Source organism: uncultured Formosa sp., from assembly GCF_947500765.1.
Lineage (GTDB): Bacteria > Bacteroidota > Bacteroidia > Flavobacteriales > Flavobacteriaceae > Formosa.
In genome coordinates this window covers 32039-44918 of sequence record NZ_CANMTH010000012.1, presented here as the reverse complement: position 1 = coordinate 44918, position 12880 = coordinate 32039, and the positions used below count along the sequence as shown (strand labels likewise).

General features: G+C 33.1%; 9 protein-coding genes. 7 read left to right on the top strand and 2 right to left on the bottom strand.

Features of this window, described 5'->3' with window-relative positions; translation table 11 throughout:
• Window positions 1-60: 60 nt before the first annotated feature.
• Window positions 61-369, top strand: coding sequence for a hypothetical protein (locus tag Q1B05_RS16445; RefSeq protein WP_299782133.1), 309 nt, complete (start codon window positions 61-63; stop codon window positions 367-369).
• 610 nt (window positions 370-979) lie between these two features.
• Here the strand turns inward: Q1B05_RS16445 and Q1B05_RS16440 are convergent.
• Window positions 980-1942 carry an LD-carboxypeptidase gene (locus Q1B05_RS16440; RefSeq protein ID WP_299782131.1) on the bottom strand — a complete coding sequence of 321 codons (963 nt, stop codon included), beginning with the start codon at window positions 1940-1942 and terminating at the stop codon, window positions 980-982.
• A 115-nt stretch (window positions 1943-2057) separates the two neighbouring features.
• Here Q1B05_RS16440 and metG point away from each other — a divergent pair, with 115 nt between their 5' ends.
• The 6 genes from metG to Q1B05_RS16410 all read left to right on the top strand — a co-directional run bounded on the left by metG (window position 2058) and on the right by Q1B05_RS16410 (window position 9767).
• Window positions 2058-4145, top strand: a complete 2088-nt coding sequence (gene metG / locus Q1B05_RS16435; protein WP_299782129.1) for a methionine--tRNA ligase — start codon at window positions 2058-2060, stop codon at window positions 4143-4145.
• Window positions 4146-4184: 39 nt separating this feature from the next.
• Window positions 4185-4943, top strand: coding sequence for a copper resistance protein NlpE N-terminal domain-containing protein (locus tag Q1B05_RS16430; protein WP_299782127.1), 759 nt, complete (start codon window positions 4185-4187; stop codon window positions 4941-4943).
• A gap of 167 nt (window positions 4944-5110) precedes the next feature.
• Window positions 5111-7234, top strand: coding sequence for a Tex family protein (locus tag Q1B05_RS16425; protein ID WP_299782125.1), 2124 nt, complete (start codon window positions 5111-5113; stop codon window positions 7232-7234).
• 1 nt (window position 7235) lies between these two features.
• On the top strand, window positions 7236-8141 hold the full coding sequence (locus Q1B05_RS16420) for a histone deacetylase (RefSeq protein ID WP_299782124.1): 906 nt from the start codon (window positions 7236-7238) through the stop codon (window positions 8139-8141).
• Window positions 8142-8303: 162 nt separating this feature from the next.
• Window positions 8304-9191, top strand: a complete 888-nt coding sequence (locus tag Q1B05_RS16415) for a DMT family transporter (protein WP_299782122.1) — start codon at window positions 8304-8306, stop codon at window positions 9189-9191.
• A gap of 57 nt (window positions 9192-9248) precedes the next feature.
• Complete coding sequence (locus Q1B05_RS16410; protein ID WP_299782120.1) at window positions 9249-9767, top strand: ferritin; 519 nt, start codon at window positions 9249-9251, stop codon at window positions 9765-9767.
• 309 nt (window positions 9768-10076) lie between these two features.
• Here the strand turns inward: Q1B05_RS16410 and Q1B05_RS16405 are convergent, their stop codons facing one another.
• A complete protein-coding gene (locus Q1B05_RS16405) occupies window positions 10077-12662 on the bottom strand; it encodes a phosphoenolpyruvate carboxylase (RefSeq protein WP_299782118.1) in 2586 nt (861 codons plus the stop codon).
• Window positions 12663-12880 lie beyond the last annotated feature (218 nt).

Here is a 12880-nt window from a genome sequence, read left to right as displayed (position 1 = left end):
TTTTAAATTACCTTTCAATCTAAAATTAATTAGGTAATAAACATAAAACAAGATAAATATATGGGTGGTACAGTTAAAATAAAATGTCCGAATTGTGGATTATTCAACACAAATGCAGACTATTGTTCTAACTGTGGCACCCTTCTTTCTTATAAAAAACGACGAGAATTAGCTCATAAAGAAGAACAACAAAAACAAAAAGCACGTAAAGACGCTGAAAAAAAAGCTTCGCCGTCGTGGATAGAAACGGGCAAAAAGAGTAAGTATTTGATAGTTCGTTTAGGCGCTCAGTTTTTCAACGGCATTGTGATTGCAGTTATGGCCATCGGTGCCTTTTTTGCTTGGCTATTTACTTTTCTGGCTGCATGAGAATTCTAACTCAGCCGCTGTTCTTAATCGCGATAACTTTAGCAAGCTTTATTTACTGCGCTCCCCTTTTTCATTTATCACTCCCAAACTGGATGCAATTTTACGTAAACGATGCGTTATGCATGCCTATAGTTTTATCGTTTTGCTTGCTAGGTGTTAGAATAATTAAAAGAGATAACAGCTTGTATTTACCAATACTTCCAATACTATTATTGACCGCAGGTTACGCCATCTATTTTGAACACTACTTACCAAAATACAATTCGAGATACACTGCCGACTGGATTGATGTTGGATTATATACTGTTAGCAGTTTTTTGTTTTATAGGTTTCAGAAGAGATTGTATTAATTATTGAAAGCGGATGCATTCTGGGTGTTGAATAGTTATATGTTCTCGACTGCGCTCGAACACCCTGAAAAAACATGAAATATAAATACTGACAGTTTAAACGGTATTCGAGCGGAGTCGAGAATCCATAAACAAATTTTCTTTGTTTTGATTATGTGTTCAATTTGTAATTGTAAAATATTCTATAAATAACTCCCTGGAAAACAGGGTAAAAATCTTTTCAGAACAGACTTAATAACCTTAAGCTTCTAACAAAAGTTCTACTCATTAAAAATTACAGTAGTCCCGCTTTTTTCAACCTTCATAGTAACAGTTCTTCCAAAAAACAATGCACGATTATCTTTTTCGTGTCCTGCAGGCATATTAAATGCTACTGGAAAATCGTAATCGGCAGCAATATTAAGAATAATTTCTTCTATCGTTTCTCCAAAAGGCGTTGGATTTTTTCTCACTTTACTCATATCTCCAACTAAAATCCCTTTACAGTTTTCAAAATAACCCGCACGTTTTAAACTCTGTAACATACGGTCTATATGGTAAGCATATTCACCAACTTCTTCAATAAAAAGAATCTCACCAGAAACATCTATAGTACTCACAGAACCTAACATAGTATGTAACAATGTTAAATTTCCTCCTACTAAAGGAGCCGTTACTATTCCCGTTTTATTGTATTTAGAACCTTTTAAAGTGTATGACAATGGTTTTCCGAAAATAGCATCTTTAAATGTTGAAATCGTTTCTGGAATTTCGTCTAAATTTTTAGTCAGACTAATACACATCATCGCATGTAAAGACTCATATCCCATATCATGAATTTGATTGTGAAGCGCTGTAATATCAGAATACCCAATAACCCATTTCGGGTTTAATTTAAATTTAGAGTAATCTAACATATCCATCATTCTAACCGTTCCATAGCCACCACGTGCACACCAAATGGCTTTAATTTTCGGATCGTCTAATGCCTTCTGAAAATCTGAAGCACGCTGTTCATCTGTACCTGCAAAATGTCCGTTTTGTGCATAAAGATTATCGCTAACTACCGTATTTAAACCCCATGTTTTTAGTAAAGCTCTAGCACGCTCAATATCATCAAACTTATTTCTTAACACTCCAGACGGCGCTACAATAGCGACAGTATCACCCACTTTTAAATATGGTGGTTTAATATACGTTTTTGAAGTATTCACTAAAGATTGACTTGTAGATTGCTGTGCCATTATCGGACTAATATTTAAACTAAAAACAATAAAAAATAGGGGTAAAAAAATTCTATTAAGTAACATAAAAAGTGCTTTTGGTAAAAATACATTTTTTTTCTAAATGGTTAATGAAATGCGTACTTTTGTGCCATTAAAACAGAAACGAGACATGTCTAAAAGATATACCATTACAGCAGCGCTACCTTACACCAACGGCCCAATACACATTGGCCACTTAGCCGGTGTTTACGTACCTGCAGATATTTATGCACGATATTTACGCTTAACAGGAAACGATGTTCTTTTTATTTGCGGAAGTGACGAACACGGCGTACCTATTACTATTAAAGCGAAAAAAGAAGGTGTAACACCTCAAGATATTGTAGATAAATATCACGCGATTATTAAAACATCGTTTGAAGATTTTGGTGTCTCTTTTGATAATTACTCTAGAACTTCTGCTAAAATTCATCATGATACCGCATCAGAATTCTTTACAACCTTATATAATAAAGGTGAATTTACTGAAGAAACGACTGAGCAGTTGTACGACGAAGAAGCCAATCAGTTTTTAGCAGACCGTTTTGTTACAGGAACGTGCCCTAAATGTGGAAATGAAGAAGCATATGGAGATCAATGTGAAAAATGTGGAAGCAGTTTAAATGCTACAGATTTAATTAATCCTAAATCGGCAATCACAGGAAATGTACCGACATTAAAACAAACAAAACACTGGTTTTTACCTTTAGATAAGCACGAAGACTTCTTAAAAGAATGGATTTTAAAAGGACATAAAAAAGACTGGAAGCCTAATGTTTACGGACAAGTAAAATCTTGGATAGACGACGGATTAAGACCTCGTGCTGTAACACGTGATTTAGATTGGGGAATTCCTGTTCCTTTAGAAGGTGCAGAAGGAAAAGTGCTTTATGTGTGGTTCGACGCACCAATTGGATACATATCATCTACCAAAGAATGGGCAGCTCGCGAAGGAAAAGATTGGGAACCGTATTGGAAAGATAAAGACACCACTTTAGTGCATTTTATTGGTAAAGATAATATTGTATTTCACTGTATTATTTTCCCTGCCATGTTAAAGGCAGAAGGGTCTTATATTTTACCAGAAAATGTACCAGCTAACGAATTTCTAAATTTAGAAGGCAACAAATTATCGACATCTAAAAACTGGGCCGTTTGGTTACCAGAATATCTAGAAGATTTTCCAAATCAGCAAGATGTGTTGCGTTATGCCTTAACAGCAAATGCACCTGAAACTAAAGATAACGACTTTACGTGGAAAGATTTCCAAGCAAGAAACAACAACGAATTGGTTGCCATCTTCGGAAATTTCATTAATCGTGTCGTAGTTTTAACTAATAAATATTACAACGGAAATGTGCCAACGCCAAGTGAATTCTCTAAAATAGACGAAGAAACATTAGCCGCTTTAAAAGCATATCCGTCTGTAATTTCTAGTTCTATAGAACGTTACAGATTTCGTGAAGGAAGTCAAGAACTAATGAATTTAGCCCGACTTGGAAACAAATACTTAGCCGATGAGGAGCCTTGGAAAAAAATTAAAGTAGACGAAGTTCGTACGCAAACCATCATGTTTGTTGCGCTTCAAATCGCTTCAGGATTAGCAACATTATGTGAGCCATTTTTACCTTTTACATCAGCTAAACTAAAAAGTATTTTAAATATTTCTGATGAAAACACTTGGGAAAGCATTTCTACTAAAGATGTATTGCTTCCTGCAACACACCAAATAGGAAAAGGGGAATTGTTATTTTCTAAAATTGAAGACGATACCATTCAACACCAATTAGACAAATTAATAGCAAGTAAAAAAGCAAACGAAGCGGCAAACAAAGTTGTTGAACCTCAAAAAGACACCATCACTTTCGACGATTTTTCTAAATTAGATTTACGTGTTGGTACGATTTTAGAAGCAGAGAAAATGCCTAAAGCTAAAAAATTACTCATTTTAAAAGTAGATACCGGACTTGATGTAAGAACTATTGTTTCTGGAATTGCAGAAAGTTTTAAGCCGGAAGATATTATTGGAAAACGCGTCACTGTACTTGTAAATTTAGCTCCAAGAGCACTACGAGGTGTAGATAGTGAAGGTATGATTTTAATGACAGAAACTGCAGAAGGTAAATTGGTGTTTGTTAATCCAGATGAAAAAGGAGTGACTAACGGATTACAAATTAGCTAAAGAGTTATAAACACACCCCTCTTTTTAAACTAAAATATTATGATAAAAAAAATAGTACCATTTTTAATGGTTGCCGTTTTAATTGTTAGTTGTAAAACAAACAAAGATTCAGCACTTAATGCAGATAATAGTATGACTAATTTAGATTGGGACGGAACTTACGTTGGCATAATACCTTGTGCAGATTGCGATGGTATTAAAACAGTAATAGAACTAAACAATGATTTAACTTATTCTAAAAAAACAAAGTATTTAGGAAAATCTACAGATATATATACAGAACAAGGTTCTTTTAACTGGAATAACTCAGGAAGCGAAGTAACTTTAAAATCTGAAAATAAATCTCAAACCTATTTTGTTGGAGAAACAGTAATAACACTATTAGATAGTTCAGGTAAAAAAATTACAGGTGCTTTAACGAACAATTACACACTAAAAAAGCAAGATGCTAATAGTTTAAAAAACACACCTTGGAAACTAGTAGAAATCTATGGAAAACCTATTGATAAGGTCACGAAACAACCGTTTCTAGTATTAAACACAGAAGACAATCGCATTAGCGGAAACACAAGTTGTAATGGTTTTGGCGGCGAATATAAGCTGCTTGAAGGTAACCGTATAACGGTCTCTAAAATAATGCACACCATGATGGCTTGTCCAAATATGGAAGTTGAAAATAAATACATGAAAGTTTTAGAAGTTGCAGACAATTACACTGTTGTAAACGGTGTTTTAAATTTAAACAAAGGTCGCATGGCTACAATGGCAAAATTTGAAGTTGATTACTTTGTAAACTAAATCATTTTTATTCTAAATTAAGTATTAAAAGACCTCGCTAATTTCGATTTGCGAGGTCTTTTTATTTTGTATCACTTTTGACATATAAATTGAATTATAATTTTCAAAAAATAAAATCAGTTTCGGTCTAACACCTTATCTTTACACTCTATTTTCAAAACTAAAATATGTCTATTTTACAATACATCATCTCTCAAACTAATCTTCCTGAAACCAGCGTAAAAAACACTTTAAAACTGTTACAAGAAGACTGTACCATTCCCTTTATTTCGCGTTATAGAAAAGAACTAACAGGAAACTTAGATGAAGTACAAATTGCAAATATTGTAAAATACAAAGACGCTTACGAAACACTTGAAAAACGTAAAGTAACCATATTAAAAGCACTTGAAGAACAAGAGGTGTTAACTCCTGAACTTCAGAAAAAAATTAATTCTACAACCGATTTAATTACACTTGAAGACATCTATCTGCCCTTTAAAAAAAGCAGAAAAACCAAGGCAGAAAAAGCAAGACAATTGGGCTTAGAACCTTTGGCAAAAATTATAATGAGTCAGAATGCGAACGACGTTGAGTCTATTGCGCTTAAATATGTAAAAGGAAATATTGCTTCTGTTGAAGATGCTTTAGAAGGTGCGCGCCATATTATTTCAGAATGGATTAATGAACGTACAGATATTAGAAACAATATTCGGTTTCAATTGGAGCACAGAGCAACCATTACAACCAAAGTTGTAAAAACGAAAGCAGAAGATGAAAAGGCTCAAAAATTTAGAGATTATTTTGATTGGACAGAGGCGTTAAGTCGTATTCCGTCTCACAGATTATTAGCCATTTTAAGAGCAGAAAAAGAAGGGTTTATTCGTGTAAAAATTGCAATTGATGATGACGCTGCATTAAACAAAATCGAAGATCGTATTATCCGTTCAAACAACGCCTGTGCCGACCAAATAGAGACCGCTATTAAAGATGCCTACAAACGTTTATTATTACCAGCCTTAACCAATGAAGCACTTCAAAAAGCAAAAGATAAAGCAGACGAATCTGCGATAAATGTATTCGCTAAAAACTTAAAACAATTACTTTTAGGATCTCCTCTAGGACAAAAACGTGTTTTAGCCATCGATCCTGGATTTAGAACAGGTTGTAAAATCGTATGTTTAGATGCTCAAGGCGATTTAAAATATAATGAAACCATTTATCCGCATCCGCCTAAAAACGATGTTACAGGTGCGATTAAGAAAATCAGTACTATGGTTGAAGCTTATAAAATTGAAGCCATTGCTATTGGTAACGGAACAGCTTCTAGAGAAACAGAAACCTTAATTCGTCGTATTCATTTTAAAACCGATATTCAAGTGTTTGTAGTTAGTGAAGCTGGAGCATCTATCTATTCGGCATCAAAAATTGCACGAGACGAATTTCCAAATTATGATGTTACCGTAAGAGGCTCTATATCTATAGGCCGTCGTTTACAAGATCCTTTAGCTGAATTGGTTAAAATAGATGCAAAATCTATTGGAGTAGGACAATATCAACACGATGTAGATCAATCTAAACTTAAAGGAAGTTTAGATTTAGTTGTTGAAAATTGTGTGAATGCCGTTGGTGTAAATATAAATACAGCAAGCACTTCCTTATTAAGTTATGTTTCGGGAATCGGACCAAAACTTGCCGAAAATATTGTGAATTTCAGAACAGAACATGGTGCCTTTGCAACACGAACAGCCATAAAAAAAGTACCCCGTTTAGGAGATAAAGCTTTTGAACAAGGTGCTGGGTTTTTAAGAATTAAAGAAGCAAAGAACCCTTTAGACGATTCGGCGGTACATCCAGAACAATATGCTATTGTTCAAAAAATGGCAAAAGATTCAGGGAAAAGTATTTCAGAACTAATTGGAAATTCTGCAGTACTTAAAAACATAGATCTTAAAAAATATTGTTCAGAAACTGTTGGATTACCAACACTTCAGGATATTATTAAGGAATTAGAAAAACCTGGTTTAGATATCAGACAACAAGCTAAAGTCTTTACATTTAATCAGGATATAAAAACTATTGCAGATATTACCGAAGGGCAATTACTGCCAGGTATTGTAAATAACATTACAAATTTTGGATGTTTTGTAGATATAGGAATTAAAGAAAGTGGTTTAATACACATTTCTAACTTAGCAGATACTTTTGTAAGTGATGTTAGTGAATACGTCACCTTGCATCAACAAATTATTGTAAAAGTATTAGAAGTTGATGTGGCTAGAAAACGTATTCAGCTTAAACTTCATAAATAAGATGCTAAAAATCGCATACGACACCATATATAATCATCCTATCCCAAAAGGACATCGATTTCCTATGGAAAAGTACGAACTGCTTCAGTTGCAATTAATATACGAAGGCACGTGCACTGCAGATAATTTCTTTAAACCAAACGTTTTACAAAATCACAAACCAATTTTAGAGATTCATGATCCTGATTATTTTTACGATTTATTAAATTTAACACTAAACCATCACGCTGCGCTTAAAATTGGTTTTTTATTAAGCGAACGCTTAATAGCTCGTGAAATATGTATTGCTTCTGGCACGTTACAAGCCGCAGAATATGCTTTACAATACGGCATTGCAATGAATATTGCAGGAGGAACACATCACGCCTATTCGGATCATGGAGAAGGATTCTGCATGTTAAATGACCAAGCTATTGCCGCAAAACATTTATTAGATACACGTATAGCTAAACGCATTCTTATAGTCGATTTAGACGTCCATCAAGGTAACGGAACAGCAGAAATATTTACTAACGAACCGCGGGTATTCACCTTTTCTATGCATGGAAAAAACAATTATCCTTTTGAAAAAGAACAAAGCGATTTAGACATTGAATTAGACGATGCAACAACCGATTCGTCCTATTTAAAAATTCTAAAAAACACACTCCCTAAATTAATAGATGAGCAACAACCTGATTTTATATTTTATCAGTGCGGCGTAGACGTTATAGCATCGGATAAGATTGGAAGATTAGACCTATCAATCGAAGGGTGTAAAGCAAGAGATTTATTTGTTTTAGAGACATGTAAATTCAATGCAATTCCTATTATGTGCAGTATGGGTGGCGGATATTCTCCAGAAATCAAAACAATTATTGAAGCACACAGTAATACGTTTAGATTAGCACAAGAACTCTACTTCTAAGCCCTTTATAAAAAACTGTCAGACAAACATATAACACAACACGATACATATAATTTTTAAAACCATACTCAGGATAACATATCATTAAACACGGATTATTTAGTACCATTTTTATAATAATTTACAACATATTTTTGCTCGCTTTTTTATACTAAAATTGTTATGACAAAACCTAGAATAGCTCTTGTAGTCGGAATTATATGTATTTCTATATTTCCAGTATTAGTACGCTTAAGTTTAACACCTGGATTAATTTCTGCATTTTACAGAATGGCAATCGCTTCGGCAATTATTTTGCCTTATGTTTTAATTACAAGGCAGTTAAAAATCCCTTCACCTAAAATGTTGCTTTTAGCATCACTTTGTGGTATTGTATTTGGTTTAGATGTAGGCGTATGGAATATTGCTATTCAGGAATCTTCGGCAACACAAGCCACATTATTAACTAATTTATCTCCTGTTTGGGTTGGCATTGGAGCGTTTTTATTTTTAAAAGACAAGCCGAAACGTAATTTTTGGATTGGCACAATAATCGCTATTATTGGGATGATAACTTTAGTAGGATTTCAGTTTTTTATCAATTTAGATTTTGACCTCGCTTTCTTTTTCGCCATACTTTCAGGCATGTTGTACGCCGTATATATGTTAACTAGTAAATTTGTACTGGAAGAAACAGATGTATTAACGTTTATGACTATTAGTGTTGTCTCTTCTACAATTGCCTTAGGTGTTATTAGTTATGTAATGGGCCAACCATTTTCTGGATTTTCTAACACTGGTTGGTTTGTACTACTTATTCAAGGCATTGTTTGCCAGCTCCTAGCTTGGCTACTTATTAGCTATGCTACAAAACACATGAGAGCTACAAGAGTTTCGGTTAGTTTATTAGGACAAGCTATTTTGGCTTCTATCTTAGCATGGGTTTTTCTAAATGAAACCATTACTTTACAAATGATGATTGGTGGTATTATTCTGCTTTTTGGTATAAGAATTACCTTTTACACCCAGCACATATCTTTATTTAGAATATTTAAAAAAGAAAAATCTTAAGAGTTTTTATTAAAAATTAAACCCTTTTTATCTATAACTTTGTTAAAAAGAAAGAATATGTTATCAAAAGATATAGAAGAAGCGTTAAACAAGCAAATTAGAATTGAAGCAGAGTCTTCTCAAATATACTTAGCCATGGCTTGTTGGGCTGAAGTAAAAGGGTTAGAAGGTATTTCTAATTTCATGTATAAACAATCTGACGAGGAACGTGAACACATGCTTAAACTTATTAAGTTTGTTAACGAACGTGGTGGACATGCTTTTATTTCTGAATTAAAAGCACCAAATGTAACTTTCCAATCGTTTAAAGAAATGTTTGAAATGTTGTTTAAACACGAGGTTTTTGTAAGTAAAAGCATTAACGATTTAGTTCATATTTCTTTAGAACAACGCGATTATGCAACTCATAATTTCTTACAGTGGTATGTTTCTGAACAAATTGAAGAAGAAGCTATGGCAAGAACCATTTTAGATAAAATTAATTTAATTGGTGACGATAAAGGTGGACTGTATTTATTTGATAGAGATATCGATCAAATTACTGTAAGTACAGCTGCATCTAATAACCCTATATAATTTTTAACATTTAATCTTATTTAGATTAAGTAAAAATAATTATTTTTGAAGCTTAAACCGCTAATTGTAATTAGTTTTGGGCAAGAAAAAAGACAAAAAGGTTAAAAAGAAAGAACTTAAAAAAGCAAAAACTGTTTTATTAACTGTTGGAGTTAAAATTTCCAACAAATGTAAAACCAAGTGTTGCAAAAAATATACAAAGTCTGAAAAGAAACGTTGTGGCAAATGCCCTTGTTTCGATTTACTTCAAAATGTTGCATAAAAAAAGCCTCTATTTCTAGAGGCTTTTTTATATTTTAAACTTCGCTTTTAAGCTGAATTTCTACTTGCATTAATATTCCCGAATAAAGAACGAGTTACTAAATTCTCATAGATTTTTATTTGGTCTTCATCTCTAACCTCAGCTTTTTCTAACTCTTGAATTTTTCTTAAAGCAAATTGCTGAATCGTTAATAATGGTAAGACCATAGATTCTCTAATATCAATAGATGCTTTACCTGCTGGTTCATCTTCCATTAATACTTTATATCCTGTAAGTTTCAATAGTAACCTTTTTGTAACCTCGTATTCTGTATGAATAATTCTCCAAAAATCTCCAAATTCAGCATCGTCTGCCATATATTTAGTTAGATCAAAGAACGATTTAGACAAAGACATCATACTGTTCTCAATTAACGTTTTAAAGAAACTAGAAGACTTGTAAAGCGCTATTACTTTGTCAAATTCTCCTGCATCTTCATATTTCTTTAATGCTGTACCTACACCAAAGAATCCTGGTACGTTTTGTTTTAACTGACTCCAAGAACCTACAAAAGGAATGGCTCTTAGATCTTCAAAAACTAAACCTTCAGATTTTCCACGCTTAGATGGTCGGCTACCAATATTTGTTTTCGCATAGTATTTTAAAGTACTCATACGCTCTAAATACGGTACAAACATGGGGTGATTTTTAAAGTCAACATACGTTTTAAAACTAATTTCTGCCAAGTCATTCATCACAACAGTACTTTCTGCAGACATGGCTGCATTTGTATCGTTTAAGCGGTTATAGATACCTGAACTTATTAATTGTTCTAGATTATATTGAGACGAATCTAAAGTTCCGAAATTAGAACTAATGGTCTGTCCCTGTATAGTAAGTTGTACTTCTTTATCTTCAATTGTTGGTCCTAAAGAGGCATAAAATTGATGCGTTTTCCCACCACCACGAGCAGGAGGTCCACCACGTCCGTCAAAGAACAACACGGTAACATCATATTTTCTAGATATTTCTGTTAATCGCTCTTTTGCCTGAAATATAGCCCAGTTTGCCATTAAATATCCACCATCTTTCGTTCCATCAGAGAAACCTAACATAATAGTTTGTCTATTCCCTCTAGATTTTAAATGCGCACTATATGCAGGATTTGTATACAATTCCTCCATAACTAAATGGGCATTCTCTAAATCGGTAATCGTTTCAAACAATGGCCCAATATCTACAGTTAATTTATCATGAAAAGCAACAAGCTTTAACATCGCAAATAACTGCATTACGTTTAAAGTAGTTTGGTTGTTACTAATAATATATCTGTTCGCTGCTTTTTCTCCGTTATGGTCTTGAATGTACTTAATAGCAACCATAGAGTTTAATGTTTTTAACACATCTTCTCCTTGAAAGATAGACATATCTACAGCGCCTTCAACCTTAGATAAAATAGCAACTTGTTCTTGTGCTGATAACTGATTATAATTTGCCGGAAAAATATCACTTCCTGAAGCTATTACGGCTTCAACCATATCTGTAAAGACCTGATCGTGTGCACGACTATCTTGTCTGATATCTAGAGACGCAAAATGGAATCCGAATAATTTTATTTTATTCATGAAGCTTTTTACCTCAGTTACATAAAGTGATTGGTGTTTTTCTTCTAAAGTTGTTATGATTGCAGATAATTCTGAATTAAGCTCTTCTAATGTTAGAATAGTATTATCAGACACATTAATCATGTGTTCATATAACTTTTCTTCAATTAAAGAAATACGCTCTTCAACACCTTTAAAAGTTAATTTACGTTTTAATTTACGTGCATCGGTATAATAACTCTTTAGAATTGCTTGCTTTAAACGTTCAGACACTTTAAGTGTAATTTCTGGCGTTACAAAAGGGTTTCCATCACGATCTCCTCCTGGCCAAAATCCGATATTTAAAATATCATTATCGATCTCTTTATTATCAAAAATGTTTTGTTGAATATAATCGTAAATAGAGCCGAAAGAGTAATAAAATACATTTTCTAGATACCATATTAAACTGATAGCCTCGTCGTAAGGAGACGGTTTAGTATGCTTAAAAAATGGCGTTTTACCTAACTGCGCCAATAAATCATTTATTAACAACAAATCGTTTTCTTGGATGGCAGTCGTTAAATCGGTAATAATCCCTAATACAGAACCTGGATAGAATTGAGTAGGGTGAGCTGTTAAGACAATACGTACTTTAAATTCTTCAAGATATGTTTTTAAAAGCTCTGTTCTGTTTTCAGAACTCGCTGTTTCTTTTAAACTACGAAGTGTACCAATCCCGTCCATATTGTTTACTACAGGAAAAGCGGCATCTTCAATAGCATCAAACAATACGACTTGTCTTTCTATATATTGAATAAATCTGAATAATAAATTAATTTGACTTTCGTCTGAGCGCCTCGCTTGATATTTCTCAAAAAAAGATTCCACAATCGTAGTAGGATTATCACCGTTTTTAAAACCTTTCTCGCAGGTTTCGTGAAAAAGTGGTAATAATACACCCGTTTTTGTAATAGAATCAAACGGCAACGTCATGAAAATACTATTGTATATCTGATACTTCGATAATACATTTTGATTAAATCTGGTTAATTTCGGTTGTACTGACATGGTTTCGAACTTCTATATTTTTCATAAAAATACTAAAGCTTAGCCAATAGACTATCATAGTTTTACAAATTTTATGTAATTTTAAGTTATACCAACAGATAACCTGAATATTATGAAAAAAGCACAGATTTGAAACTATACTTTTAATTTATACTCATTTATTATTAATAAATTTTAGAAAGAACACAATACTAATTAACTAACTTCATTGTAATTAC

What these genes read in the sequence shown, in the direction of transcription:
- Q1B05_RS16430 (WP_299782127.1), top strand. Translation starts at nt 4,185, where the DNA reads ATGATAAAAAAAATAGTACCATTTTTAATGGTTGCCGTTTTAATTGTT.
- Q1B05_RS16440 (WP_299782131.1), bottom strand. Translation starts at nt 1,942, where the DNA reads ATGGCACAGCAATCTACAAGTCAATCTTTAGTGAATACTTCAAAAACG.
- Q1B05_RS16410 (WP_299782120.1), top strand. Translation starts at nt 9,249, where the DNA reads ATGTTATCAAAAGATATAGAAGAAGCGTTAAACAAGCAAATTAGAATT.
- Q1B05_RS16425 (WP_299782125.1), top strand. Translation starts at nt 5,111, where the DNA reads ATGTCTATTTTACAATACATCATCTCTCAAACTAATCTTCCTGAAACC.
- Q1B05_RS16405 (WP_299782118.1), bottom strand. Translation starts at nt 12,662, where the DNA reads ATGTCAGTACAACCGAAATTAACCAGATTTAATCAAAATGTATTATCG.
- Q1B05_RS16445 (WP_299782133.1), top strand. Translation starts at nt 61, where the DNA reads ATGGGTGGTACAGTTAAAATAAAATGTCCGAATTGTGGATTATTCAAC.
- Q1B05_RS16420 (WP_299782124.1), top strand. Translation starts at nt 7,236, where the DNA reads ATGCTAAAAATCGCATACGACACCATATATAATCATCCTATCCCAAAA.
- Q1B05_RS16415 (WP_299782122.1), top strand. Translation starts at nt 8,304, where the DNA reads ATGACAAAACCTAGAATAGCTCTTGTAGTCGGAATTATATGTATTTCT.
- metG (WP_299782129.1), top strand. Translation starts at nt 2,058, where the DNA reads ATGCGTACTTTTGTGCCATTAAAACAGAAACGAGACATGTCTAAAAGA.